Source organism: Pseudonocardia sp. NPDC049635 (assembly GCF_040659795.1).
Taxonomy (GTDB): domain Bacteria; phylum Actinomycetota; class Actinomycetes; order Mycobacteriales; family Pseudonocardiaceae; genus Pseudonocardia.
The window spans coordinates 110,555-136,612 of the sequence record NZ_JBFAON010000004.1; the positions used below are offsets into that span (position 1 = coordinate 110,555).

Sequence of the window (26,058 nt, forward strand, 5' to 3'; positions counted from 1 at the left end):
AACGTACGGTCCGGGACCATTCAACGCCTGGTGACCTGCTCCTACGAAGCGTCTCCGCTGTGACGAGTCTCCCGGAAGCACTGTGACAGGAGGCTTGACTCCCGGGGTCGGGAATGATCGGGAGCCGGGGCCGTGGCCGGCGACGGCCGTCGTCAACCGGCGGCCGTGGCGGCCTTCATCGCGGCGTTGTCCCGGCCCACCCGCGACGCCGCCAGGAACAGGCCGACCGCGGTGACCGCCATCGAGATCGGGACGATGACGGCGAGCGCCTGGCGCAACCCGGTCGCGGCGGCCTCGGCCTCCCCGGCCCCGGCGGCGAGCGCGGCCGCGGCGAACGAGTCCGACAGTGCGCCCGCGATGACCGGGCCGACCGCGCCGCCCAGCAGGTAGAAGGCGGCGAAGAAGACGGCCGTCGCGGTGGATCGCAGCCGAGGAGCGACGACGTCGGCGACCGCCGGGTAGGCCGAGGTGTAGTAGAGGTACTGCAGCAGCCAGCCGAGGCCGAACAGCAGCACGAACGCCCCGGTCGCGTCCGGGCCGAGGGTCAGGGCGGCCCAGGTGAGCGGCACCGACAGCAGGGTCGCCACGGCGCCGACCATGACCCGGGCGCCGGTGGACCGCCCGGCCGCCCGGTCGGACACCCAGCCGCCGGCCAGCAGTCCGACCAGCCCGGTGATCCCGACGACCACCCCGGTCAGCATGGCGGCGGTGGTCAGCGACACGCCGAAGTAGCGTTGGAACAGCGGCACCGTGAAGGTGTTGACGGAGTAGGACGCCAGGTTGGCACCGATCCCGGCGATGATCAGGCACCACATCGTCGGTACGGCGAGGATCCGCCGGAACGGCCGGTCGACCTTCTCCGCGGTGGCCGGCGGGGCGACGGTCTCCGATGCGCCCCGGCGCGGCTCGCGGACCAGGAAGAAGCCGACCGCGATCAGCAGGCCGGGGATCGCCGCCAGTACGAACGGGGCCCGCCACGAGCCGAACGCCTCGGTGATCGCACCGACCGAGAAGTAGGCGAGGATCAGCCCCACCGGCAGGCCCAGCTGGAACAGCCCGAAGGCGCGGGCGCGTCTGCCGGCCGGGTAGAGGTCCGCGATCGTCGAGTTGGCGGCAGGGGCGTAGCTCGCCTCGCCGATGCCCACCCCGACCCGCATCAGCAGCAGCGACACGTAGTTCCAGGCGGCGCCGCTGGCCGCGGTGAGCAGGCTCCAGGCGACGATGCCCCAGCCCATGATCCGTGCCCGGGACCGGTTGTCGGCCAGCCTGCCCAGCGGCAGCCCGAACAGCGCGTAGACGACGGTGAACGCCGCCGCCAGCAGGCCGATCTGCAGGTCGGACAGGCCGAATTCGAGCCGGATCGGTTCGGCGACGATCGCCGGAATGGCCCGGTCGTAGAAGTTGAAGGTGTTCGCGGCGAACAGCAGCAGCAGGAACCGGCCGGCGTTGGACGCCTGCACCCCCTGCCGGTCGTGGTCGGTCGGCAGAAAGTCGTCGCGCGGGCGTCCGCTCGTCATCGAGCCCTCCGGTACCGGTGGCCACATCGTCGTGGTCCTGGCACAGCCTGCCGGACCGGGACGAATCCGTCACCGGTTCCGGACCGGTGATCGGAACGTGACGTAGCCACCGAGCACCGTCAGCAGAGCGATCAGCTCCGCCCGGAACAGGAGCGCCGGCACCCGCACGGCCGTCGCCACCAGGCCGTCGCCGGGACTCGCGGCCCGACTCGTCGAGGTAGCCCATCCACAGCTTCGCCACCGCACCGAGCTGCCCGGTCACCGGACCCTCGGCCTGAACAACTGCTCACGTGGTGAGCGGTTCACGAACCCGGGGCACCCGGGCAGCCGGCGCCGGGATGGGCGGTGATGTCGGCAGGTCGCGCGCGGTGAGGTGGACGCGGGCGGGCGACTCGCTCACCGGGTGAGCGATTCTGAGCCGCACACACCTGCCGCCCGAGCCGGGCCGGCCTGGTCGAACCGGGGGGCGGGCCCCGGTTGTCCGCGGCGGAGCGGTGATCGCCGCGGCGGTACGCGGGACCGCGGACTCCGCGGCCCGGTGCACCACGACGGCGATCATCCGGCAGGGTCCGGGGGGTGGACGAGAAGGAGACGTTGCGCGGCTACCTGCAGACCGGGCGCGAGGTGATGTTGTGGAAGCTCGGCGGGCTCGGCGAGTACGACGTGCGGCGCCCGCTCGTCCCGACCGGGACCAACCTGCTGGGGCTGGTGAAGCATCTGGCGCTGGTCGAGACCGGGTACCTGGGGAGCACGTTCGGCCGTCCGTTCCCGGATGCACCGGCCTGGATGGAGCAGGTCTGGTCGGAGCCGGTGACCGACCTCTTCGCGACAGCCGACGAGTCGCGCGCCGAGGTGGTCGACCTCTACCGCAGAGCGTGGGCGCACTCCGACGCAACCGTCGCCGCGCTCGGGCTGGACGCGGAGGGGACCGTCCCGCACTGGCCCGCCGAGCGGGCCACGGTCACCCTGCACCGGGTGCTGGTGCACCTGGTGGCCGAGACGCACCGGCACGCCGGGCACGCCGACGTCCTGCGCGAGACCCTCGACGGCGCGGTCGGGCACCGGATGGAGAACGACAACCTCGCCCCCGGGGCGAGGTCGGCCGAGCTGTACCAGCGGGCCGAGGCGGCCGCTCGGGCGCACAGGGGGTGAGAACCTCCGGCCGCCCGGACACCGGGCCCGGCGGCTCAGTCAGGGAGCGGATCGCGCAACTCGTCCGCCACCCGCAGGCCGGACGCGATCGCCCCTTCGAGATAGCCGGGATGCTCGGTGGAGGTCTCGCTGCCCGCCCAGTGCACGTTCCCCACCGGTGCGGACGGGACGGGTGGGTATCCGTCGGTGGTGCCGGGCAACGGGTGCGCGAGATACCCGCCGCCCGCGTGCTCGTCGAGGTGCCAGGACTTCTCGTGCCAGTCCGCGGGCTCGCGCACCTGCGGACCGAGCTGCGGGGCGAGCGGTCCGAGCAACCGCTCGCGACGCTCGGCCGGGTCCAGCCCGTCGATCGTCCGCGCCTCGGGACCGGCGACGAGCAGGCACAGGTGCCCCGGCCCGTCCGGCGGTCCGCTGTCGAACACCGCCCGGCCCGGCGGATCCAGGACCAGGAGCTCGGCTCTCGTGTGGTCCCGCCAGAACGGGCGCTCGTAGATCGCGATCGCCTTGTGCACCGTGCCCATGTACATGTCCGTCCCCAGCGCGGCCCGCTGCGGCGGGAGCGGCGGGTCGAGGGCGATCCGGGCGGCCGTCGGCGGTGGGGCGGTGACGACGACCTGCCCGGCCCGTACCTCGCCGCCGGCGGCGGTCCGCACGATGACATCCGACCCGTCGTCGGCGACCGACACGACCTGCTCGCCCAGCCGTACCCGCGGCCCGAGCTCGCCGGCCAGGCCGTCGACCAGCGTGCCGATCCCCTCGACGAGCAGTGAGTCCTGGGCGCCGCCGCGGGTACCCAGGGCGGTCCGCAGCCCGCCCTGGCTGCGGACCATCCGGGCCATCGCGCCGACCGAGAACCGGTCCGGGTCGGCGGTCCACGCGGTGCACAGCGCGACCTCCAGCAGCCGGCGCGCGGTACGACCAGGCACCCGCTCCAGCATCGACCGCACGGTGTGATGGTGGACGCGCCGCGGGACACCGGCACGGCTCAGCAGCTCGATCCCGGCGAGCGCGATCCCGGCGACCAGCATCGGTGGCGCGGTCACCGGGAGCGTTCGGCCGTGGTCGACCACCGCGGGCAGGCCTCCGGTCCGCATCCGGAACGCGGTCGCGCCGAACTCGGCAGCCAGCGCGGTGACGCGGTGGTGGTCGTGTCCGATCCACTGGCCGCCGAGGTCCACCCGGGATCCGAGCTCGGTCGTCACGGACAGCGCACGCCCACCGGCCCGGTCGGCCGCCTCCAGGACGAGCACGTCGGCTCCCCGCCGGTGCAGTTCCCGCGCGGCCACCAGACCGGCCAGCCCGGCACCGATCACCACCACGTCCACGTGCTGCATGAGTCCCCCGGGGTTGAGTCGGTCAACCGACCGAGTCAACCCTACGGTAGCGACCGGGACCCGGCAACCGGGTTCAGGAGGGGGCGGACCCGCCGACCGCACGCGGATCGGCGTACCCGATCAGCATGGTCATCGCGCGGTCGAGGTCCCGGCGGGCCCGCTCGGGGTCGGGCTCGGCCACGTACTGGACGATCAGTCCGTCGAGCACGGCGAGCACGAGTCGGCCCAGGGTGTCGGCGTCGACCGCGCAGCGCTCACCGGCCTCGCGGGCGGCCCGCTCGCACAGCTCACCGAGCAGTGCGGTGTACCGCTGGAACTGGGAGCGGGCCAGGCCGTCCCCGCCCGCGGTGCCGGCCCGTCGCGCCGAGTACATCGCCAGCTCGAACTGCATGATCTGCAGGCCTGTGCGGCCCTCGACCAGTCTGTCCCAGAAGACGCTCACGCCGTGGCGCAGCGCGTGGGCCACCCCGCGGCCCGGTTCCATCCCGACCCGTACGGTCTCCAGCACCTCGTCGGTGGCCGCGGCGACGACGGCCTCCAGCATCCGGTCCTTGGACGGGAACACGTAGTGCAGCGTGCCCAGCGGGATGCCTGCCTCGGCCGCGACGGCACGGGTGGTCGCCCCGGCGACCCCGGCCCGGCTCAGCACCCGGATCGCCGCTGCGACGATCTGCTTCTCCCGCTCCACCGCGGCGACGTGTGCCACCGGCACCTCCAGCGAACTCGGACGCCCGACCGGACTGCAGCGTACGCCGGGACGTCGAGTGGTACGCGTCACATGCGACTTGAGTGTGCCGTGGCGGCCGGGTGTCTCGTCGGCGTGACCCCATGACGACGGAACACAGCGAGGAGGACATCCATGACCCGGCTCACCGAGTCCGACTACGCGCGTGCCGAGCAGATGCTGCTGCCCTACCGGTCGCGGAAGGTGCCGGCGGTGCGGCCGCAGTGGCAGCGCGGCGGGGCCCGCTTCCGCTACCAGATCTCCGACCGGCACGTGCTCGTCGACCCGGCCGAGGGCACCCGTCGCCCCGCGTTCGACCACGAGCGGCTCGCTGCGGCGCTGTCCACCGCGTCCGGTCACCCGGTGGAAGCGGCCGCTCTGCCGCTGCAGCAGGTCGAGTTCGACCTCCCCGGCCGGGACGACGACGTCGTCCGGTTCACCGCGTTCGGCGAACGCTGGGAGTGGTCCGACGGCGCCGGTGCGTGCACCCGGGTCGACGACGACGCCCCGGCCCCCGGTGAGACCGTCTCCCCGGACGGGAGGTGGGTCGCCTTCACCCGGGACGGGAACGTGTACGTACGACCCCGGGACGGCGGCGACGAGATCGCCCTCACCGACGACGCCGAGCCGGGCCACGACTACGGGAGCCTGCCCGACCCGCTGAGCTCGCGGGCGCTGCTGCGGTCGTTCGGGCTGGGGCCGGTCGGGCTGCTGACCTGGTCCCCGGACTCCACCCGGCTGCTCGTGCACCGACTCGACCAGCGTGACCTTCCCGAGCAGGTGCTGGTCGAGTCGTCCCCGCCGGGCGGCGGGCGCCCCGTCGAGCATCGCTACCGCTACCCGATGCCCGGTGACGAGGCCCAGGCGACGATGACCTGGAACGTGATCGACGTGGCTCAGCGCACGATCGTCCGGCAGCAGAGCGAGCCTGCCGTCGTCGTGCACCCGACGGCGCTCGTCTACGCCTGGTGGTCCGGCGAGAAGGGCGATGCCGTGCATTTCCTGCGCCAGCCGCGCGACGCACGCGCGCTGGAGCTGCACCGGCTCGATCCCGCGACCGGTGAGACCGCCGTCCTGGTCCGGGAGACCGGTGCGACCCGGGTCGACCCGACCCCGCAGCTCGGCGAGACGCCGATGGCGCGGGTGCTGGACTCGGGGGAGGTCCTCTGGTGGTCCCAGCGCGACGGCTGGGGGCACCTCTACCTGTACTCGGCCGACGGCACGCAGGTCTCGCAGGTGACCACCGGCCAGTGGCCGGTCCGTTCGGTGCTGTGGGTGGACGAGGAACGCAGGCAGGTGTGGTTCGTCGCCGCCGGGCTCGTCGACGACGACCCCTACGTCCGGCAGATCTGCCGGATCGGCCTGGACGGCACCGGGTTCACCCGGCTCACCGACGACGACCTCGACCACGACGCGGTCAGTCCGCGGGAGGGCGGGTACCTGGTGGACCGGGCGTCGTCGGTGGACCGGGCGCCGCGCGCTCGGGTGCTCGGCGGCGACGGGCAGGTCCTGGTCGAGCTGGAGGAACCCGGCACCGACGGTCTGACCGCGCTCGGCTGGTCGCCGCCGGAGCGGTTCCGGGCGACCGCCGCGGACGGGCGGACCCCGGTGTACGGCCTGCTGTGGCGTCCGCACGGATTCGACCCGGAGCGCCGCTACCCGGTCGTCGAACACATCTACGGTGCGCCGCAGGTGTACCGGGCCGGGCCGGGGTTCGACTCGCCGCACTCCGGGGAGCCGGAGGCGCTCGCCGCGCTCGGGTTCGCCGTCGTCGCCCTGGACGGGCGCGGCACCGCGGGGCGCAGCAAGGCGTTCCACGACCACTCCTACGGCGACCTCGGCGACGGCGCGCTGGACGACCACATCGCCGCGATCCGCGAGCTCGGGCACCGGTACCCATGGCTGGACACCGGCCGGGTCGGGATCACCGGGCACTCCGGCGGCGGGTACGCCACCGCCCGGGCGCTGCTCGCGCACCCGGAGTTCTTCTCGGTCGGGGTGTCCGTGGCCGGCAACCACGATCCGGGCTTCTACCTGCCGATGTGGGCCGAGCAGTACCACGGCGAGATGGACGACGAGGCCCGGCGGGCGATCTCCACCCCGGCGATCGCGGCGGGGTTGACCGGCAAGCTGCTGCTGATCCACGGCGAGCTCGACGACAACGTGCACCCCTACCAGACGCTGCGGCTGGTGAACGCGCTGATCGAGGCGGACCGCGACGTCGACATGCTGATCGTCCCCGGCGGCGAGCACTCGCTGTTGCTGAAGATGCACCACGTCCAGCGCCGGATCTGGGACTACCTGGTGCGGCACCTGCACGGGACCGAGCCGCCCGCGTACCGGCTGGCGCCGATGCCGCTGCCGCCCGGCAGCTCGCTGGGGCCGGCTGCACCGTGAACGGCGGACGGCTGCGGCCGATGCGGCGCCACGAGGTCCTGCACCGGTTCCTCTAGGAGATCGAACATCCCGGACCGGACGGCCGTCCGGCGACCTGGACCGTCGAGTTCGACACCGCCGCCGGCTGGGACGCCCGGCTCTACCTGGACGGACGGCGGGTGGCGACCACGGACCTGCCGGGGTGCCTCCCGGTCCCGGGCGGACGGATCGACGTCGACGCCGGCCTGTACGGGACGACCCGGATACACCTGGTCCCCGACTCCGGGCCCGAGCGCCGGCTCGGCCCGGTGCCCGGGACCCTGGAGCACCGGCGCGCCCGGCTGGCCGGACGCCGGCCCGGGGTGAGCCGGGCGATCGCGGTGACGGCGGTGCTGGTGCTCGCCGTCAACCTGGTACTGGCGGCGCCGCACGCGCTGGAGCTCGTGACGTCGCAGCCGCGGGTCGCCGAGCTCGTCGGCACCTTCACCTCGCCGGTGTCGCTGCCGGGCTGGCTGAACACCGCCCTGCTCGTCGCCGGGGCACTGGCCGCGGTGGAACGAGTGCTCACCCTGCGGCGCAACCGGGTGCTCGACGCCGAGACGATGTGGACGAGCCTCTGACCACCCCGATCGGGGTGCGCGGGTTGACCGTGCCGCTGCGGCATGGTGTCGACTGGGTTCCTGGCCGCATCGGGCGGCCCCAGGAGGCGGAGGACATGCGGGACGACACGCTGATCGTCGAGGACACGCTGCTGCTGATGCTCGACGACGAGTCGGGCACCCCGGCCGGGGCGGGCACCCTGCCCTACGTGCTGGGCGGCGGCATGCTGGTCGAGCTCGCGCTGCTGGGCCGGGTCGAGGCCGACGAGAGCCGCGCCGGGCTCGGCGGACCGATGATCGTCGCGGTCGGCGAGGACCCCCTCCCGGACCCCCTGTTGCAGAACGCCCATGATGTCGTCGCCCGGCGGCCGCGCCGCGTGCAGAGCCTCCTGGGGGAGCTCGGCGACCTGTGGAAGCCGCTGATCGAGCGGCTCCTGGAACGGGGCTTCATCCGACGCGAGCGCAAGCGCGTGCTCGGGTTGATCCCGACGACCCGGCTGCCCTCGACCGCATCACAGCACGAGACCGCGCTGCGGCAGCGGGTCGTCGACGTGCTGGAGGGCGGTGCCGAGCCCGACCCGCACACCGCCGCCGTCATCGCGCTGGTCTCGGCGAGCGGGACGTTGCCGTCGCTGCACCCCCGTCCGAAGTGGTCGGGCGCGGTGATCCAGCGCGCCAAGGAGCTGGAGGAGGGCAACTGGGGTGCCGGTGCGGTGGGTGACGCGGTGACCCGCACGGCGGTCGCCATCGCCGCGGCGAGCGCAGCCGTGGTGGTCACCACGGCCACCCACTGACGAGGGTCTCGGGGCGGCCGGACGGCCCCCGGCTTGCCACCGTCTCCGCCGCGGCGCCATGCTGGTGGGGTGAGCGAGAAGTCTGTCGCACTGGACCTCGACGACGCCGGACTGGCACGGGCCCTGCCCCGCCCGCCACACGGCCACGACGAGATCCAGGACGTGCCTTTCCGCCCGGTGGGATTCCGGGACGACGATCTGCCCACGGCCCTGGAGCGCTCGGCGCACTGGCTGCGGGAGGTCCAGGAGTGGTTGGGGGAGCCGGTCGACGTGATCGGCGTCCATCTCGACTACGACGACAGTCCGGACGGCATCTACTACGAGGTCAAGCTGCTCTGCAACGACGAGGACCTGGCCGGGGTCCCGATCGCGCTGCGCAACCGCAACCGCAACGGTGCCGCAGGGCAGGCCGATCCCGCCTCCTGACACTCCGTCCTCACCCGCCCGCCGGGTCGCGTTCGGCCGATCGCGATCCGGCGGGCGGCCGCATTCGGCGGGGGACGCCGTCGCGGCGCCCTCAGCGGTCGTAGGTGCACCGATGCCCGTCGCGGGCCCGGATCAGCTCGGCCTCTGTCGAGGGCAGGACCTCGGTGAGCTGGCAGACTGTTCCGATGACCGAACCCGTCCCGACCGTCGTCACCGCCGAGCGCGTCGTCGCCGCACCCGCGGCGCAGCTGTTCGAGCTGATCGCCGACCCGGCCCGCCAGCCGGAGTGGGACGGCAACGACAACCTCGCCGAGGCCGCACCCGGACAGCGGGTCCGCGGCGTGGGGGAGGTGTTCTCGACGTTGCTCACTCAGGGCGGCGTCCGGGAGAACCACGTCGTCGAGTTCACCGAGGGCCGCCGGATCGCCTGGCGGCCCTCGGAGCCCGGCACGCCGCCGCCCGGGCATCTCTGGCGCTGGGAGCTCGACCCGGTCGACGACTCGCACACCCTGGTCCGGCACACCTACGACTGGACGGACCTGACCGACGAGAAGCGGCTCGTCCGCGCCCGCGCCACCACGGAGGCGAAGCTCCGCGCGTCGGTCGACCGCCTGGCTGCACTCGCCGAGGGTTGATCCCCGCCGAGAGGCACACGAGCGTCGTCCCGCGGCCCGTCGACGACGCTCTCGTCCTTCTCTGCGCGATCAGACCGCGTGGCCCCGGAAGCGGCGCAGACGCAGGCTGTTGGCCACCACACAGGCCGAGCTGAACGCCATCGCCGCACCGGCGATCATCGGGTTCAGCAGGCCCATCGCGGCCAGCGGGATCGCCGCGGTGTTGTAGGCGAACGCCCAGAACAGGTTGCCCTTGATCGTCCCAAGGGTCCGCCGGGACAGCCGTACCGCGTCCGCGGCGGCCCGCAGGTCCCCGCGGACCAGGGTGATGTCGGACGCCTCGATCGCCACGTCGGTGCCGGTGCCCATGGCCAGGCCGAGGTCGGCGCGGGCGAGCGCGGCGGCGTCGTTGACGCCGTCGCCGACCATCGCGACGACCTTGCCGCCGGCCTGCAGCCGCTCGACGACGGCCAGCTTCTCCTCCGGCAGCACGTCGGCGACCACCACCTCCGGGTCGATCCCCACCTGCGCCGCGACGGACGCGGCGACGGCGTGGTTGTCACCGGTCAGCAGCACCGGCACCAGGCCGAGCCTGCGGAACTCGGCGATCGCCTCGGCGGAGGTCGGCTTGATCGTGTCGGAGACGACGAGAACCGCGCGGACCTGTCCGTCCCAGGCGACGGCGACCGCCGTCCGGCCCTGGGCCGTCTCGGTCTCGACGGCCTCGGCCAGCGCACCGGTCAGCGGCATCGACCACTGCTCCAGCAGCCGCGGCCTGCCGACGAGCACCGCGTGCCCGTCGACGGTGCCCTGCACGCCGAGACCCTCGTGGTTGGTGAAATCGGTGACCTCGGGCAGCTCACCGGCGCGCTGCGCGGCGGCCGTCGCGATCGCGGCGGCGATCGGGTGCTCGGATGCCCGCTCCAGCGCGCCCGCCAACCGCAGTGCGCTCTGCTCGTCGACGTCGGCGACGGTGTGCACCCCCGCCAGCGACATCCGGCCGGTGGTGACGGTGCCGGTCTTGTCGAGCACGACGGTGTCGACCCGGCGGGTCGACTCCAGCACCTCCGGGCCCTTGATCAGGATGCCCAGCTGGGCACCGCGGCCGGTGCCGACCAGCAGCGCGGTCGGCGTGGCGAGCCCGAGCGCGCAGGGACAGGCGATGATCAGCACGGCGACGGCGGCGGTGAACGCCGCCGCCGTGCCCGCCCCGGCACCCAGCCAGAACCCCAGGGTGACCGCGGCCACCACGATCACGATCGGGACGAACACCCCGGAGATCCGGTCGGCCAGTCGCTGCACGGCGGCCTTGCCGTTCTGCGCGTCCTCGACCAGCCTCGCCATCTGGGCGAGCTGGGTGTCCGATCCGACCCGGGTGGCCTCGACCACGAGCCGGCCGCCCGCGTTCACGGTCGCACCGACCACGGCGTCGCCGACGGTCGCCTCGACCGGCACCGACTCGCCGGTCAGCATCGAGGCGTCCACCGCGGAGCGGCCCTCGACGACCCGGCCGTCGGTGGCGATCTTCTCGCCGGGCTTGACCACGAACCGCTCGCCGACGGTGAGCTGCGAGACCGGGATCTGCACCTCGGCACCGTCCCGCAACACCAGCACGTCCTTCGCGCCGAGCTGCAGCAGCGCCCGCAGCGCAGCGCCGGCACGGCGCTTGGACCGCATCTCGAACCAGCGCCCGGCCAGCAGGAACGTGGTGACCCCGGCGACCACCTCCAGGTAGATGTTCCCGGCGCCGTCGGTGCGCGAGATCGACAGCTCGAACGGGTGCACCATGCCCGGGGTCCCGGCCGTCCCGAAGAACAACGCGTAGACCGACCAGGCCATGGCGGCGGTCGTGCCCAGCGAGACCAGGGTGTCCATCGTGGCGGCGCCGTGCCGCAGGTTCGTCCACGCGGCCCGGTGGAACGGCGCCCCCGCCCACGCCCACACCGGTGCGGCGAGCACCAGCGACAGCCACTGCCAGTTCACGAACTGCAACGGCGGCGCCATCGCGAGCACGACCACCGGCAGCGAGAGCAGCGCGGACACGACGAACCGGTGCCGCAGCTCGCGCAGCGCGGTGGTCTCCTCCTCGCTGCCCGGGTCCTCAGCCGGGGCGCCGGCTGCGGTGTGGTCCTGCGGCGCACGGACCGGTGTCGCGCTGTACCCGGCGGACTCGACGGTCGCGACCAGACGCCCGGTGTCGACCCCGTCGGGCGCGGTGACCTTGGCCCGCTCGGTGGCGTAGTTGACGGTGGCGCTGACGCCGTCGAGCTTGTTGAGCTTGCGCTCCACCCGATTGGCGCAGGACGCGCAGGTCATGCCGCCGATGGCGAGCTCGATCTCCTGGACCGGCGTACCGGTGGGGGGCAGCGTCGCGGTCATCGGGGGCCCCCCTGCGGCTGCTCTCCACCGTGCGGATGTCCGCCGTGGTCCGGCGTGACCCCGGCGGTCGGGAGCTGTGGAGGCGGCGCGCCGGGCGACACGTCGACCGTTCGGTCGGGCGCCGGGGAGTGCTCGGCGGGCAGCCGCGGGTGCTCGGTGGGCGCACCGGCGGAGCTGCCGGCGGCGTACCCGGCGAGGGTGAGCAGGGCGACGGCCGCTCCGTAGACGGCAAGCCGAACTGCTGTGTTCATGGGTCGGTCCCTCGGTGGACCCGATGCGGGTGGTCGGCTCCTGCCGTGACCCGCACCGGGTGGTGGTGGGCCCGGTCAGGCCCCTGTGGTGACCTCGTAACCCGCTTCGCGGACGGCCTCGCGGACGGCGTCGGCCGGGATCTCGCCGTCGGCGGTGACGGTGACGGCGCCGGTCGGGAGGTCCACGGCCACGCCGGTCACACCGGCGATCTCCTCGATCTCCTCGGTGACCGAGCTGACGCAGTGCTGGCAGGTCATGCCGGTGACGGTGTAGGTGGCGGTGCTCATGGGGCTCTCCTCTCGTGCGTGCCCGCGGGGAGCGGGGTGTTCAGGAGCGGACCAGGCGCGCGATGGCGGCGCTGGCCTCCTCGATCTTCTCGTCGGCGAGCTCTCCACCGCCGGCGACGGCGTCGGCGACGCAGTGCTTGAGATGCTCGTCGAGCAGGCCGAGCGCGACGGCCTCCAGCGCCTTGTTGACGGCTGCGACCTGGGTCAGGACGTCGATGCAGTACTTGTCCGACTCGATCATCTTGCCGATCCCCCGGACCTGGCCCTCGATCCGGCGCATACGCTTGATGTGCGCGTCCTTGTTGTCGGCATAACCGTGCATCGGGTACCTCCTCCGTCCGCACAGCCGACCATACCCCCCGGGGGTACTAGCGTCGAACCGGGGTGGTTCGTTGTGTGTGGGAACCGGCAGGGCGGGTATCCGGACAGCACGCCGGTCGACGGGCCCGGGCACGCCGACCGGTTCAGGTCCTGCCGGTTCAGACGGTGAAGCTGGCGGGGCCGCTCCACACCCCGTGGGCGCTCGGCCGTCCGGTCGAGAGCACGCCGCGGGTGTGGACACCGACCGCGGGGACCGCCCCGACCACGATCCCGCCCCACGTGGCGGCGTCCCCGCGCACGACCGATCGGCGCGCCGTCGGCGACATCACTCGAACGGAGTGCCCAAGTTGGTGGCCTGGTGCGAGCAGCACCACCAGCGGCCCTCGGTGTCGCGCCGCCAGGTGCCGGTGAACCGGCTGTCCTGCACGGCTCGGAAGCCGTTGGTCATCGTCCCGACCGAGGTGTAGCGGCCGTGCGCCACGGCGACGTCGGAGGTGACGTGGTGGGCGTCGAACGCGACCAGCTCGGTGCTGTGACCCGTACCGACCAGCTCGCCGATGATCCGCAGGTAGTCCGTCCGGTCGTGGAGGTGGCCGGTGAAGTCCACGTAGACCCACGACGGGTCGAGCAGTCCGGCGATGAGCGCTGTGTCGCGGGACGCGATGGCCGCCAGCCACGCCTCGAAGAGTTCACGCAGCTCGGCGGCGGTGGTGGAGCCGGGGTGCTCGTCCTGTCCCATCGCCCGACCCTACGGCCGTGCTGCGGCCGATCTCATCGGCCACGGTGCCGCCCCGCGGTCGGTCGGCATTGTGCACCGTGCCTCAGGGGTGCGACGGGGCCGAGCTCGCCTTCGCGGCGGCGACGAAGGCGGTGACGCGGGCGTGGTCCTTCACCCCACGGGCGGACTCGACACCGCTGGACACGTCGACCCCCCACGGGCGTACCCGACGGACCGCGGCGCCGACGTTGTCCGGATCGAGCCCGCCGGCCAGCAACCAGTGGCCGGCCGGTCGGGACTCCAGGGCCTCGACGTCCCAGGTCTCACCGGACCCGGCCCGCGGGGAGTCGAGCAGCAGGGCCTCCTCGCCGAACGCGCCGACGCGTAGATCGGGATCGTCGGCGAGCGAGGTGGCCCGCCACAGCCGGACCTGCTCCGCCCGCGCGACCGCGAAGTCGTCGGCGGTGTAGCGCCCGTGCAGCTGGAGGACGTCCGCGCCGATCTCCCGGGTCATCCGGGCGGCGTCGGCGGCGTCGTGCACGGCGACGACCACCACCGTGAGCACCGGATCCGGCACCGCGGCGGCCAGCGTCCTGGCCGACTCGACCGTCACATGACGGGGGCTGGCCGGGTGCAGGACGAGACCGACGGCGTCGGCGCCCGCCGCGCAGGCCACCCGTACGTCCTCGACGGTACGCAGGCCGCAGACCTTCACGAACACGCCGCCGAGCCTACGTGCACCGCTGTTCCGGATCGGAACACCGCCGACGGTGCGACGCCGGTCACAGTCTGGGTGCAGACCGAGACGAAGGAGTACCGGATGAGCGACTCGCCGTCCTCCGGGGCCGAGATCCTGCGGAGCCTGTACGCGGACTGGTCCGCCGTCATGGCAGACCGCCCGGACCTCGACGTCCGGTTGCTGCGCAGCCTGTTCGACGAGTGGCACCAGGCGACCGCCGAACCCACCGAGGTGACCTACGCCGACGACGTCGTCGGCGGGGTGCCCGGGATCTGGGCCCTTCCGGTGGGGGCGGACCGCGGACGGGTCGTGCTGTACACCCATGGCGGCGGGTTCGCCGTCGGCTCCGCCGCGAGCCACCGCAAACTCGCCGGGCACCTCGCGAAGGCGCTCGGCGCGACCGCGTTCGTGCTCGACTACCGCCGGGCACCCGAGCAGTGCCATCCGGCACAGGTCGAGGACGGGGTGGCCGCCTTCGACGGCCTGATGCAGCGGGGGATCGCCGCCGCGGACGTCGTCACGGCGGGTGACTCCGCGGGCGGGAACCTCGCGATCGCGGTCCCGCTCGCACTGCGGGAGCGCGGCGGGCCGTTGCCCGGGGCGGTGATCGCGTTCTCACCGTGGCTGGACATGCAGAACACCGGGGCGACCCTGGAGTCGAACGCCGCCACCGATGCGCTGGTCAGCGTGCCGCTGCTGGCCGGGATGATCGCCGGGGTGCTGGGCGACACGGGGGAGGGTCCGGCGGTGGACCCGGCCAACCCGCTCGCGAACCCGCTGCACGCCGACCTGGGTGGCTTCCCGCCGGTGTTCGTGAACGCCGGCGGCGCCGAGGCGCTCCTCGACGACGCCGTCCGTTTCACCGAGCGTGCCCGCCTCGCCGGGGTGGACGTGACGCTCTCGGTCGTCGAGGGGATGCAGCACGTGTTCCCGTTCGCCGCCGGTCGCGGCGGCGAGGCCGACGCCGAGCTCGCGGCCGTCGCGCAGTGGTACCGGTCGCGCCGCGCCGGGGTGGCGGCATGACCGCCGCGGGGCGTCCCGACCTGGATGCCGTCGTGATCGGCGCCGGGTTCGGCGGGCTCTACATGCTCAAGAAGCTGCGCGACGACCTCGGGTTGTCGGTGCTGTGCGTGGACCGCGCCGGTGGGATCGGCGGAACCTGGTACTGGAACAGGTATCCCGGCGCGATGTCGGACACCGAGAGCTACGTCTACCGCTACTCGTTCGACGAGCAGCTGCTGCAGGAGTGGGACTTCTCCAGCCGCTACCTCGACCAGCCCGACATCCTGCGCTACCTGCGGGCGGTCGTGGACAAGCACGACCTGGCGCGCGACATCCGGCTGGACACCGGGATCGAGGCGATGCACTTCGACGACGCGACCGGTCTGTGGACACTGCGAACCGACGGTGGCGCGTCGATCGTGGCCCGCTACGTGGTCACCGCACTCGGGCTGCTGTCCCGGGTCAACGTTCCGGACCTGCCCGGCCTCGACTCGTTCGAGGGGGTCGTGGCACACACCGGTGCCTGGCCGGAGGACCTCCGGATCGACGGTCGCCGGGTCGGCGTGATCGGCACCGGTTCGACCGGCACCCAGTTCATCTGCGCTGCCGCGCCACGGGCCGAACACCTGACCGTGTTCCAGCGCACGCCGCAGTACAGCGTGCCCTCCGGCAACGGCCCGGTCGACGAGCAGTACCTGGCCGACGTACGAGCCCGCTACGACGAGATCTGGGAGCAGGTCCGCGGCTCGGTCGTGGCGTTCGGGTTCGAGGAGAGCACGGTGCCGGCGATGAGCGTGTCCGCGGCCGAGCGCGAGCGGGTGTTCCAGGAGAACTGGGACATCGGCAACGGCTTCCGGTTCATGTTCGGCACGTTCTGCGACATCGCCACCGACGCGCAGGCGAACGAGGAGGCGGCCCGGTTCATCCGGCGCAAGATCGCCGAGATCGTCCGGGACCCGGAGACGGCCCGGTTGTTGACCCCGACCGACCTGTACGCCAAACGGCCGCTGTGCAACAGCGGCTACTACGAGACGTTCAACCGGGACGACGTGACGCTGGTCAGCGTCGCGGAGAATCCGATCGTGGCGGTGGAGCCGACCGGCGTGCGGCTGGCCGACGGCTCGTTGCAGAAGTTGGAGGTACTCGTGCTGGCGACCGGGTTCGACGCCGTCGACGGCAACTACGTCCGGATGGACATCCGGGGCCGCGGCGGGCGCACCATCTCCGAGCACTGGGCCGAGGCGCCGGGCAGCTACCTCGGTGTGACCACCACCGGGTTCCCGAACATGTTCATGATCCTCGGTCCGAACGGCCCGTTCACCAACCTGCCGCCGAGCATCGAGTCCCAGGTGGAGTGGATCGCCGCGCTCGTCGCGGAGTCCCGCGAGCGCGGCGCACCGATCATCGAGGCGACCGCCGAGGCGGAGCAGCGCTGGAACCGGACCTGCCGGGAGATCGCCGACGCGACGCTGTTCCCGAAGGCCGACTCGTGGATCTTCGGTGCGAACATCCCGGGTAAACGGCAGGCGGTGATGTTCTACATGGCGGGGATCGGTGCCTACCGCGGCGAGCTGGCGAACGAGCGGGCCCAGGGGTACCCGGGCTTCACGCTGACCGAGGGGTGACCGGCCGGCGGCGGGTGCCGGGTCCCCGCCGCCGGACCTTCTCATGACGGGTGCCGGTGCGGCACCGTGGGACGACGACCCCACATCATGGCCGGAGCGCCCGAACCGGGCACGGACGACGGAGCGACGATGCTTCGACAGGACACCTGCCGGGAACCGTCGATGACCACGGCGGACCGCGAGCGCACCCGGCGTACCCGGGACACGATCGTCGACGGCGGACTCCTCCAGGTGCCGCCCGGGGGTGCCGGCGTGCCCCAGCTGATCGAGCGGAGCTGGCGCCGGTGCGTGGGCGACGCGGTCCCGGTCGCACCGGACATCACGCGCTACGAGGACCCGGCCGACCTCGCGCCGGTCCTGTGCCGGGCCGCCGAGCCGGTACTCGCGCGCCTGCGGGACAGCCTGGCCGACGTGCCGGTGGCGATCGTGCTCGCCGACCCGGCCGGGCGGATCGTGGTGCGCCATGCCGATGTCCGCCGCCAGCGGTCGCTGATGGACCGGGCGAACGCCGCCGAGGGGTTCGACTTCTCCGAACGGTCGATCGGTACGAACGGTCTCGGCACGGTCCTCGTCGAGCGCCGCGCGATGCTGGTCCGCGGTCCCGAGCACTACAACCCGCTGCTGGAGAACCTGACGTGCGCCGGCACACCGATCGTCGAACCCGGGACCGGCCGGATTCTGGGCTCCTTCGCGCTCGCCTGCTCGGCGCACGACGTGCACCCGCTGATGGCGGTCCTGGCCGGTGACATCGGACGGCAGATCGAGGCGCGGATCGCCGAGGAGGGCGGCGAGCGGCGCCGCCTGCTCGTCGACGCGTACCTGAGGGTGGACCGGACCGGCGCCGGGGCCCTGGTGGTCGACCAGGACACGGTGCTGGCGAACAGCGCCGGACTGGCCCACACCGGCCCGGAGTTGCACGCCGTGCTCTGGCAGTTCCTGGTCGAGCACGGTGGGGCCGGGACCCGGCGGATGCGGGTGCCGCTGGTGGACGGCCCGCACGACGCCGTCGTCGAGCAGGTCGGTCACGGCGCCCGCACCGCCTACAGCGTCCGGCTGCTCCCCGGCAAGCGCCACCGCTCCGCCCCGATCATGGCCGAACCGGCCGCAGCGACCCCGCCGCTGCACGTCGACCCGGACGTCGACCGTGCGCTCTCCACCGCGCTCGGGTTCGGCGAGCGGGTGGCGATCGCCGGGGGCCCGGGCAGCGGGAAGGCGCACACCGCCCGGCGGGTGCTCGCCCGGCTCGGCGCGGTCGACCCGCTGGTGATCGACGCCGTCGACGACCCTCCCTGGGACGACTGCCGTGCGGCGCTGCGGAGCGGGCGGGGGGTGCTGCTCCGGCGGGTGCAGCAGCTGCCGGCCCCTTCGTCGTGGCAGGTACGTCGGCTCGCCGAGACGGGCGGACCGCTGGTGGTCACTCTCGACCCGGGTGCCGCTCCCACGTCGATCACAGGGTTGGTCGGACAGGTCGCGACGACCGTTGCGCTGCCGGGGCTGGCCCGTAGCCGCGAGCACGTCCCGGCGCTGGTCCGGGAGGTGCTCGCCGGGCTCGGTGGACCCGAGGCGGCGACCACGTTCTCACCGTCCACCTGGGAGGCACTGGTCGCCTGGCACTGGCCCGGCGACGTCGCGGAGCTCCGCACCACGGTCGTCGCCCTCGCCCACCGGGCCCGTGGCGGCACGGTTACACCTGGTGACCTTCCCGCGGAGCTGCGCCGGTCCCGCTCGCCGGCCGGGCTGCTGGCCAGCGCCGAGCGGGATGCGGTCGCCGACGCCTTGCGCTCCGCGGGCGGCAACCGCAGCCGTGCCGCGCAGGCACTCGGGATCGGCCGGACCACCCTCTACCGCAAGATCCGCGAGTTCGGCCTGGACTGACCTTGCTCAGCGGTCCAGCACCAGACCCCCGTCCTCCAGCACCTCGAGCACCGACCGGGCCGGCGGCGTCGAGGATCCTGGCCGGATCGAGCAGGCCGGTCTCGTCCTGGGTCGGGAACCGGAGTGGATCACCGCAGATGGTGCGGGAGAACAGCTTGCGACCGATCTCGGCGGCGTAGGCGGTGACGTGCCACTGGTCACGGGGACGGTGCTCACGACGACGTCTGTCGTGTGCCGGTTCGGCACGACCGAGGATGCGGCGGGTGCCGACCCGGGCGAAACGCACTTCCGCCGAATGGAAGGTTCGTCAGTCGGTCAGCGCCCGGCCGATCCCGCGGGCGGTGGTCCGCACCAGCGGAGCGAGCGCCCGCGGGGCGGCGCCGCCGTGTCGGACGACCAGCGAGACGGCGGCGACCACCCGGCCGTGGGCGTCCTGGACGGGGGCGCCGACGGACAGCGCGTCCTCGGTGACCTGGCGGTCGCTGACCGAGAAGCCGTCCCGGCGGACGTCGGCGAGCATCCGCCGCAACCGGGCCGGGTCGGTCACGGTGAACGGGGTGTAGCGCTCCATGTGCCCGGCCAGCACCTCCTCCTGGAGTTCGGGCGGTGCGTGCGCGAGAAGCACCAGCCCGACCCCGGTCGCGGTGAGCCCGAACCGGCCACCCACCCGGGTGTGCACGGGTACCGCCCCGGGCCCGGCGAGCCGTTCGACGAACACCAGCTCGGTGCCCTCCCGGACGGCGAGCTGCACGTTCTCCCGGGTGACGTGCGAGAGGTCCTCCAGGAACGGCAGCGCGGCCTCGCGCAGCGCCTGGCCCCTCGGGGCGAGCGCGCCGAGCTCCCACATCCGCAGACCGATCCGGTAGCGGCCGGTCTCGTCGCGCTCCAGGGCTCCCCAGTCGCTGAGGTCCCCGACCAGGCGGTGTGCGGTGGACAGCGGGATGCCGGCGTACCGGGCCAGCTCGCTCAGGGTGAGTGCCGGCCGGTCGGGGCCGAACGCGTCGAGCACGCCGAGCGCCCGCGCGACGACCGAGCCGGTCGCCCCGGCCGGGCGGCCGCGGCCCGTCCCGGTGGCCCGGCCCGTCCCGGCAGCCCGTCCCGGTGAGGTCACCGGGGCGGGTCCGGCCCCTCCGGGGTGACCGGGTCCGGCGTCACGGGGCCCGGTGTCGTGAGGTCCGGGGCCGCCGGCCCGGACCCGGGGTCGGGGCCCTCGTCGAGCAACGCCGCGATCTCGTCGTCGAGCGCACGGGTGGTCCGCCCACCGGCCCGGTTCGCCCGGGCCTGCCACACCGCCGCCCGCCGCCGCTCCGTCACAGCTCGAACCCTGTCCCACCGGGGCGGCCGGTGGCAACCCCGTGTCGAGCGTGGCGAGTGGGCTGCCGGCCGTCATCGCGCCTGCCTGGTGCGGTGCGAAGCGGTCGCGCCGGAGGCCGGTGCGCCCGCCGAACGCGGCTGCCGGGACGCCTGGTGTCCCGGCGCTGCGCTCGCCGACCGGTCGATCGCAGAGATGCCAGAGGTGCTGGGCGCCGCTGCTCGCCGAGCGGCGCCGGGTCACGCCCGGTCGGCCGGAGCCGGGACGATCCCGGTGAAGGCGGCGTTCACGACGTCCTCGGGCAGGGTCGCGCTGCCGGCCCGGTCCGGGCGGTACCACTCGACGATCGAGTTGACCAGGCCGGACAGCAGCCGCGCGGCCAGCGCCGGATCGACGTCGGCGCGGACCTCACCCGCTTCGACCGCCTCCCGGACCAATCGGGTCATCGTGGCGTCGAAGGCGCGTCGCCGATCCAGGGCCCACCGCTCGGTCTCGGTGTTTCCCCGCACGCGCAGCAGCAGCGTCACGTAGGGCAGTTCACGCATCAGTAACCGCACCTGCTCGGCGACGATCGCGCGCAACCGCTCGGCGGGGCCGCCGGTCTGCGTGACGGGCAGCGACAACACCCCGAACAGGCCGTCCACCGCGCGCTCCAGCGCGGCCCGCAGCAGTGCCTCCTTGCCGGTGAAGTGGTGGTAGAACGACGACTTCGTGATCCCGGCGGCCCGCGACAGGTCCTCCATCGAGGTCGCGTCGTAACCGCGGGCGATGAACTCGCCGACCGCGGTCTCGAGCAGCTGGTCGCGCCCGCCGCTGGGCCGGCGGGCCCGCCGGACCGCCGAGCTCATCGCCCCTCGAAGGTGGGGGTCTTCTTCGCCAGGAAGTCCGCGACCGCGCGCTGGTGGTCGGTGGTGGCGGCGAGCCGGACCTGTGCGTCGGCCTCGTGCTCCAGCACCGCGGGCAGCTCGTTGACGGCGCCGAACCGGATCGCGGCCTTCACCTCGGCGTAGGCCCGGGTCGGCCCGGCGGCCAGCCGCCGCGCCAGCCCGAGCGCGGCGGGCAGCACGTCCTCGGCGGGCACCACGTCGCGCACCAGGCCCCAGTTGCGCGCGTCCTCGGCGGTGAACTTCTCGCCGAGCAGCAGCAGCTCGGTGGCCCGGGAGACGCCGACGGCGTGTGCGAGGCCGGCCGAGAGCCCGGAGTCCGCGGTCAGCCCGATCCCGGTGAAGGCGGTGGCGAAGCTCAGGCCCTCGGCGGCGATCCGTAGGTCGGCGGCCAGCGCCAGGCCGAGACCGGCGCCGACGCAGGCACCGTTGATCGCGGCGATCACCGGTTTCGCGGTCCCGGTGACGGCCAGGATCAGCGGGTTGTAGTGCTCCCGCACGGTGTCGAACGCGGTGGACGGGTCGGTCTCCAGGGCCGTCGCGTGCTCGCCCAGGTCCTGCCCGACGCAGAACGCCTTCCCGGAACCGGTGATCACGACGGCACGCACCGACTCGTCGCCGGCGACCTCGGCGACGGCGGTGAGCAGCGCCTCCTTCAGCTCGACGGTGAGCGCGTTGTACTTCGCCGGCCGGTTCAGGGTGACCACCGCGACGGCGGGATCGGTGTCGTCACGGGCGAGCAGGACGGCGGGCTGCGCGGGGTCGGCCATGGGAGCACCCTAGCCGCCGACCGAACGATCGGTCCCGGTCCGTGACCCGTCGAACGGCTCCCCAAGCGGCCCGAGGAGTGCTAGCGTCCCGTGCCGAACGAACGGTCGGTTCAGCGCCGGCCGAACGACGGACAGTTCCGGAGGCGTCGCCGATGACCTTGCTCCGCAGCCACCTCGCGGGCTCCTGGCAGACCGGGACCGGTGACGGCCGACCGCTGCACGACGCGGTGACCGGCGAGGAGGTCGCCCGGATCTCCGCCGACGGCCTCGATCTCGCCGCCGCGCTGGAGTACGGCCGCCGGACCGGTGGCCCGGCTCTGCGTGAGCTCACCTTCCACCAGCGTGCGGGGCTGCTCAAGGCACTGGCCGGGCACCTGCGCGAGCACCGCGAGGAGCTGTACGCGGTCTCCGCCCGCACCGGCGCGACGCCCGGGGACTCGAGGTTCGACGTCGACGGCGGCATCGGCGTGCTGCTCGCCTACGCCTCGAAGGCCAAGCGGGAGCTGCCCAACGACACCGTCGTCGTCGAGGGGGCCGTCGAGCCGCTGGGCCGCGGCGGTACCTTCCTCGGCCAGCACGTGCTCACCCCGCGCCACGGGGTCGCGGTGCAGGTCAACGCGTTCAACTTCCCGGTCTGGGGGCCGCTGGAGAAGCTCGCACCGGCCTTCCTGGCCGGCGTCCCGACGCTGATCAAGCCGGCCTCGCCGACCGCGTTCCTGACCGCGGAGCTGGTCGAGCTGATCGTCGGCTCGGGCCTGCTGCCCGACGGTGCCGTGCAGTTCGTCGCCGGGTCGCTCGGCGACTGCTTCGACCATCTCACCGGTCAGGACCTGGTGTCGTTCACCGGCTCGGCCTCGACCGCGCAGATCCTGCGCAGCCACCCGGTGATCGTGCGCAACGCGGTCCGGTTCTCGGCCGAGGCCGACTCGCTGAACCTGGCCGCGCTCGGCCCGGACGCCGGTCCCGGCAGCACCGAGTTCGACCTGTTCGTGACGGCACTGACCACCGAGATGACGGTCAAGGCCGGCCAGAAGTGCACCGCGATCCGGCGCGCCTTCGTGCCCCGTGAGCACGTCGACGCCGTCGTCGAGGCGGTGTCGGCGCGGCTGGCCTCGGTGGTGGTCGGGGCACCCGGGAGCGACGGTGTTGGGATGGGGGCGCTGGCGAGCCTGGACCAGCGCGAGGAGGTCCGGCGCAGCGTGAAGGCGCTGCGCGACGCCGGCCGGCTGGTGTTCGGCGATCCCGATCGCGTCGAGGTGGTCGGGGCCGACGCCGACCGGGGCGCGTTCGTCTCCCCGATGCTGCTCCTCGGTGACCCGGACCGGGCCGAGCCGCACGAGATCGAGGCGTTCGGCCCGGTCGCGACGGTGTTGCCCTACGACTCGGCCGACCGGCTCGTCGAGTACGCCGCCCGCGGCCAGGGCTCGCTGGCCGGCTCGGTGGTGAGCGCCGACCCGGGGTTCGTCCGCGAGGTGGTGCTCGGTATCGCCCCGTTCCACGGCCGGGTGCACGTGCTCAACGCCCGGGACGCGACGGAGTCCACCGGGCACGGCTCACCGCTGCCGCAGCTGGTGCACGGCGGGCCCGGCCGGGCCGGTGGCGGGGAGGAGCTGGGCGGCATCCGCGGGGTGCTGCACCACATGCAGCGCACCGCCGTCCAGGCCGATCCCGACTCGCTCGTCGCGGTCACCGGCCGCTGGGTCACCGGTGCACAGCGCCACGACGACGGCGTGCACCCGTTCCGCAAGCACCTCGAGGAACTCCGCCCCGGTGACTGCCTGGTCGCCGGGCCGCGCCGGGTCACCCAGGCCGATGTCGAGCACTTCGCCGAGTTCACCGGGGACACCTTCTACGCGCACATGGACGAGGCCGCCGCGGCCGCGAACCCGCTGTTCGGGCAACGGGTGGCCCACGGCTACCTGGTCGTCTCGCTCGCCGCGGGCCTGTTCGTCGATCCCGACCCGGGCCCGGTACTGGCGAACTTCGGTGTCGACGGGCTGCGGTTCCTCACCCCGGTCCGGTTCGACGACGAGCTGACCGTGACGCTGACCTGCAAGCAGGTCACCCCGCGCGACTCCGCGGGTTACGGCGAGGTCCGCTGGGACGCCGACGTGACCCGCCAGGACGGCGAGTCCGTCGCCCGTTACGACGTGCTCACCCTCGTCGCGAAGAAGGAGGGGGCGTGACCGCCACCGCCCGTCGCCTCGGTGACGCCCCGCCACCGGAGCTGCTCGATCCCGAGGAGCGGATCTCGGTCGACGAGCTGCGCGCGCTGCAGCTGCGGCGGCTGCAGTGGTCGCTGCGGCACGCCTACGACAACGTGCCGCACTACCGGGCGACGTTCGACGCACACGGTGTGCACCCCGACGACTGCCGCGAGCTGTCCGACATCGCGCGGTTCCCGATGACCACCAAGGCCGATCTGCGCGAGACCTACCCGTTCGGGATGTTCGCGGTGCCGCGTGAGCGGATCGCGCGGATCCACGCGTCGTCGGGTACGACGGGCCGGCCGACCGTGGTCGGCTACACCGCGACCGACATCGACAACTGGGCGACGCTGATGGCCCGCTCGATCCGGGCCGCGGGCGGGCGGCCCGGCCACCGGGTGCACAACGCCTACGGCTACGGCCTGTTCACCGGCGGGCTCGGCGCGCACTACGGCATCGAGAAGCTCGGCGCGACGGCGATCCCGGTGTCCGGCGGGATGACGCCGCGCCAGGTGCAGCTGATCGGGGACTTCCGGCCCGAGGTCATCATGCTGACGCCGTCCTACATGCTGACCCTGCTCGACGAGTTCGAGCGCCAGGGTGTCGACCCCAGGTCGACGAGCCTGCAGGTCGGGATCTTCGGCGCCGAGCCGTGGACCGAGCGGATGCGGGTCGAGATCGAGGACCGGACGGACATGCACGCCGTCGACATCTACGGCCTGTCCGAGGTGATGGGGCCGGGCGTGTCGCAGGAGTGCGTGGAGACCAAGGACGGCCTGCACATCTGGGAGGACCACTTCCTGCCCGAGGTCGTCGACCCGCTGGACGGGACACCGCTGCCCGACGGCGAGGAGGGCGAGCTGTTGTTCACCTCGCTGACCAAGGAGGGCCTGCCGATCATCCGGTACCGCACCCGGGATCTCACGACGCTGCTGCCGGGTACCGCGCGGCCGGCGATGCGGCGGATGGCCAAGATCACCGGCCGGTCCGACGACATGATCATCCTGCGTGGGGTGAACGTCTTCCCGACCCAGATCGAGGAGGTCGTGCTGCGCACCCCCGGGCTGGCGCCGCACTTCCAGCTGGTGCTCACCACCGAGGGCCGGATGGACGCGCTCGCCGTGCGGGTCGAGGCCCGCCACGACGCCCCGGCCGACCGGCGCGAACCCGCCGCGGCCGAGCTGGTCCGGGCGGTCAAGGAGACCGTCGGGGTGACGGTCGCCTGCGAGGTCGTCGACCCGGACACCCTGGAGCGGTCGGTCGGGAAGCTGCAGCGGCTGCAGGACAAGCGCACGCGGTGATTCCCGGCCGGGAATCACCTGTCCCGGTCGCGGCGTTCACCCGGACGTGAAGGTGGAGATCTGGTCGGACGTCGTGTGCCCGTGGTGCGCGATCGGCAAGCGGCGCTTCGAGACCGCACTGGCGGGTTTCGCGCACCGGGACGATGTCGAGGTGCGCTGGCGCAGCTTCCAGCTCGACCCGCAGGCGCCCCGGGAGAGCGCGGGTGGCCCCGGGCCGCTGGCCGCCAAGCTCGGCGTGAGCATCGAGCGGGCCCGTGAGATGCAGGAGGCGGTGACCGCGACCGCCGCGCAGGACGGGCTGGAGTTCCGGTTCGACCTCGCCCGCCACGGCAACACCCTGGACGCGCACCGGCTGCTGCACCTGGCCCGGGAACTGGGCGGTGCGGCGCTGCAGGGCGCGTTGAAGGACCGGTTGCTGCGCGCGTCGTTCACCGAGGGCGAGCCGATCGGCGACCCGGACACCCTGGTCCGGCTGGCCGCCTCGGCCGGCGTGCCCGAGGATGAGGCCCGCGCGGTACTCGACTCCGACCGGTACCTCGACGCCGTCCGCGGCGACCAGGATCTGGCCCGCCGCTACGGGATCTCCGGCGTCCCCTTCTTCGTGATCGACGACAGGTTCGGCATCTCCGGCGCGCAACCGGTGGAGGCGTTCGGGCAGGCCCTCGACCGGGCCTGGGCGCAGGCGCACCCGCTCACCCCGGTCGGTGGCGACGGCGACGCCTGCGACGACGGCAGCTGCCCGGTCTGACCGGCTGCTACCCTCGTCGACGTGCGTGGGCGGATCATTATCCGGCGCGCCGGCTGAACCCAGGTCGCCGGCGCGCGTGCCGTCGTGCCGCCACCGGACCTG

The 26,058-nt window shown here is 73.5% G+C and carries 25 protein-coding genes; 12 read left to right on the forward strand and 13 right to left on the reverse strand.

Going from position 1 to position 26,058, the window contains the following annotated elements:
- Nucleotides 1–152 precede the first annotated feature (152 nt).
- Nucleotides 153–1,517, reverse strand: coding sequence for an MFS transporter (locus tag AB0J24_RS07150; RefSeq protein ID WP_358676746.1), 1,365 nt, complete (start codon nt 1,515–1,517; stop codon nt 153–155).
- A 576-nt stretch (nt 1,518–2,093) separates the two neighbouring features.
- On the opposite strand from AB0J24_RS07150, the gene AB0J24_RS07155 reads away from it, so the two are divergent.
- Nucleotides 2,094–2,669 (forward strand): DinB family protein, encoded by a 576-nt coding sequence (locus tag AB0J24_RS07155; RefSeq protein ID WP_358676748.1) that lies wholly within the window; start codon nt 2,094–2,096, stop codon nt 2,667–2,669.
- A 35-nt stretch (nt 2,670–2,704) separates the two neighbouring features.
- On the opposite strand, the gene AB0J24_RS07160 is transcribed toward AB0J24_RS07155, so the two are convergent.
- Both AB0J24_RS07160 and AB0J24_RS07165 read right to left on the reverse strand, forming a co-directional pair.
- On the reverse strand, nt 2,705–4,003 hold the full coding sequence (locus AB0J24_RS07160) for an NAD(P)/FAD-dependent oxidoreductase (protein WP_358676750.1): 1,299 nt from the start codon (nt 4,001–4,003) through the stop codon (nt 2,705–2,707).
- A gap of 73 nt (nt 4,004–4,076) precedes the next feature.
- Nucleotides 4,077–4,709: a TetR/AcrR family transcriptional regulator gene (locus AB0J24_RS07165; protein WP_358676753.1), complete on the reverse strand. Its 633-nt coding sequence runs from the start codon at nt 4,707–4,709 to the stop codon at nt 4,077–4,079.
- Nucleotides 4,710–4,862: 153 nt separating this feature from the next.
- Here AB0J24_RS07165 and AB0J24_RS07170 point away from each other — a divergent pair, with 153 nt between their 5' ends.
- From AB0J24_RS07170 to AB0J24_RS07190, 5 genes are all read left to right on the forward strand, one after another.
- A complete protein-coding gene (locus AB0J24_RS07170) occupies nt 4,863–7,124 on the forward strand; it encodes a DPP IV N-terminal domain-containing protein (RefSeq protein ID WP_358676755.1) in 2,262 nt (753 codons plus the stop codon).
- 158 nt (nt 7,125–7,282) lie between these two features.
- Nucleotides 7,283–7,723 (forward strand): hypothetical protein, encoded by a 441-nt coding sequence (locus AB0J24_RS07175; protein ID WP_358676758.1) that lies wholly within the window; start codon nt 7,283–7,285, stop codon nt 7,721–7,723.
- Entirely contained in the window at nt 7,708–8,496 is a 789-nt protein-coding gene (locus AB0J24_RS07180) for a GPP34 family phosphoprotein (RefSeq protein ID WP_358676761.1), read from the forward strand. Before AB0J24_RS07175 ends, AB0J24_RS07180 begins: the two co-directional genes overlap by 16 nt.
- Nucleotides 8,497–8,565: 69 nt before the next feature.
- On the forward strand, nt 8,566–8,922 hold the full coding sequence (locus AB0J24_RS07185; protein ID WP_358676764.1) for a hypothetical protein: 357 nt from the start codon (nt 8,566–8,568) through the stop codon (nt 8,920–8,922).
- Between the two features lie 185 nt (nt 8,923–9,107).
- Nucleotides 9,108–9,557 carry an SRPBCC family protein gene (locus AB0J24_RS07190; protein WP_358676767.1) on the forward strand — a complete coding sequence of 150 codons (450 nt, stop codon included), beginning with the start codon at nt 9,108–9,110 and terminating at the stop codon, nt 9,555–9,557.
- Nucleotides 9,558–9,626: 69 nt separating this feature from the next.
- Here AB0J24_RS07190 and AB0J24_RS07195 read toward each other — a convergent pair whose 3' ends face one another.
- The 6 genes from AB0J24_RS07195 to AB0J24_RS07220 form a co-directional block, all read right to left on the reverse strand.
- Nucleotides 9,627–11,915 (reverse strand): heavy metal translocating P-type ATPase, encoded by a 2,289-nt coding sequence (locus AB0J24_RS07195; RefSeq protein WP_358676770.1) that lies wholly within the window; start codon nt 11,913–11,915, stop codon nt 9,627–9,629.
- Entirely contained in the window at nt 11,912–12,166 is a 255-nt protein-coding gene (locus tag AB0J24_RS07200) for a hypothetical protein (protein ID WP_358676773.1), read from the reverse strand. The genes AB0J24_RS07195 and AB0J24_RS07200 overlap by 4 nt, the downstream gene beginning before the upstream one ends.
- A 75-nt stretch (nt 12,167–12,241) precedes the next feature.
- Nucleotides 12,242–12,454, reverse strand: a complete 213-nt coding sequence (locus tag AB0J24_RS07205; protein WP_358676776.1) for a heavy-metal-associated domain-containing protein — start codon at nt 12,452–12,454, stop codon at nt 12,242–12,244.
- 40 nt (nt 12,455–12,494) lie between these two features.
- On the reverse strand, nt 12,495–12,776 hold the full coding sequence (locus AB0J24_RS07210) for a metal-sensitive transcriptional regulator (RefSeq protein WP_358676779.1): 282 nt from the start codon (nt 12,774–12,776) through the stop codon (nt 12,495–12,497).
- 324 nt (nt 12,777–13,100) lie between these two features.
- Nucleotides 13,101–13,514, reverse strand: a complete 414-nt coding sequence (locus tag AB0J24_RS07215; protein ID WP_358676782.1) for a nuclear transport factor 2 family protein — start codon at nt 13,512–13,514, stop codon at nt 13,101–13,103.
- An 82-nt stretch (nt 13,515–13,596) separates the two neighbouring features.
- A complete protein-coding gene (locus AB0J24_RS07220) occupies nt 13,597–14,214 on the reverse strand; it encodes a phosphoribosylanthranilate isomerase (protein WP_358676784.1) in 618 nt (205 codons plus the stop codon).
- A 99-nt stretch (nt 14,215–14,313) separates the two neighbouring features.
- Between AB0J24_RS07220 and AB0J24_RS07225 the strand changes: the two genes are divergently transcribed.
- From AB0J24_RS07225 to AB0J24_RS07235, 3 genes are all read left to right on the forward strand, one after another.
- On the forward strand, nt 14,314–15,255 hold the full coding sequence (locus tag AB0J24_RS07225; RefSeq protein ID WP_358676787.1) for an alpha/beta hydrolase: 942 nt from the start codon (nt 14,314–14,316) through the stop codon (nt 15,253–15,255).
- Nucleotides 15,252–16,859: an NAD(P)/FAD-dependent oxidoreductase gene (locus tag AB0J24_RS07230; RefSeq protein WP_358676790.1), complete on the forward strand. Its 1,608-nt coding sequence runs from the start codon at nt 15,252–15,254 to the stop codon at nt 16,857–16,859. Before AB0J24_RS07225 ends, AB0J24_RS07230 begins: the two co-directional genes overlap by 4 nt.
- Nucleotides 16,860–16,988: 129 nt before the next feature.
- Complete coding sequence (locus tag AB0J24_RS07235; protein WP_358676793.1) at nt 16,989–18,734, forward strand: helix-turn-helix domain-containing protein; 1,746 nt, start codon at nt 16,989–16,991, stop codon at nt 18,732–18,734.
- Between the two features lie 307 nt (nt 18,735–19,041).
- Here AB0J24_RS07235 and AB0J24_RS07240 read toward each other — a convergent pair whose 3' ends face one another.
- The 4 genes from AB0J24_RS07240 to AB0J24_RS07255 form a co-directional block, all read right to left on the reverse strand.
- Nucleotides 19,042–19,845, reverse strand: a complete 804-nt coding sequence (locus tag AB0J24_RS07240) for an IclR family transcriptional regulator (RefSeq protein ID WP_358676795.1) — start codon at nt 19,843–19,845, stop codon at nt 19,042–19,044.
- Nucleotides 19,842–20,048: a hypothetical protein gene (locus AB0J24_RS07245; protein ID WP_358676798.1), complete on the reverse strand. Its 207-nt coding sequence runs from the start codon at nt 20,046–20,048 to the stop codon at nt 19,842–19,844. Before AB0J24_RS07245 ends, AB0J24_RS07240 begins: the two co-directional genes overlap by 4 nt.
- 237 nt (nt 20,049–20,285) lie before the next feature.
- Complete coding sequence (locus AB0J24_RS07250; protein ID WP_358676801.1) at nt 20,286–20,894, reverse strand: TetR/AcrR family transcriptional regulator; 609 nt, start codon at nt 20,892–20,894, stop codon at nt 20,286–20,288.
- A complete protein-coding gene (locus tag AB0J24_RS07255) occupies nt 20,891–21,700 on the reverse strand; it encodes an enoyl-CoA hydratase-related protein (protein ID WP_358676804.1) in 810 nt (269 codons plus the stop codon). Before AB0J24_RS07255 ends, AB0J24_RS07250 begins: the two co-directional genes overlap by 4 nt.
- Nucleotides 21,701–21,852: 152 nt before the next feature.
- On the opposite strand from AB0J24_RS07255, the gene paaZ reads away from it, so the two are divergent.
- Genes paaZ through AB0J24_RS07270 form a run of 3 tightly spaced genes read left to right on the forward strand, consistent with a single transcriptional unit; the run spans nt 21,853 to nt 25,956 of the window.
- On the forward strand, nt 21,853–23,886 hold the full coding sequence (paaZ, locus tag AB0J24_RS07260; protein ID WP_358676808.1) for a phenylacetic acid degradation bifunctional protein PaaZ: 2,034 nt from the start codon (nt 21,853–21,855) through the stop codon (nt 23,884–23,886).
- Nucleotides 23,883–25,208 carry a phenylacetate--CoA ligase PaaK gene (gene paaK, locus AB0J24_RS07265; protein ID WP_358676811.1) on the forward strand — a complete coding sequence of 442 codons (1,326 nt, stop codon included), beginning with the start codon at nt 23,883–23,885 and terminating at the stop codon, nt 25,206–25,208. Before paaZ ends, paaK begins: the two co-directional genes overlap by 4 nt.
- Nucleotides 25,209–25,254: 46 nt before the next feature.
- Nucleotides 25,255–25,956, forward strand: a complete 702-nt coding sequence (locus AB0J24_RS07270) for a DsbA family oxidoreductase (RefSeq protein WP_358676814.1) — start codon at nt 25,255–25,257, stop codon at nt 25,954–25,956.
- Nucleotides 25,957–26,058 lie beyond the last annotated feature (102 nt).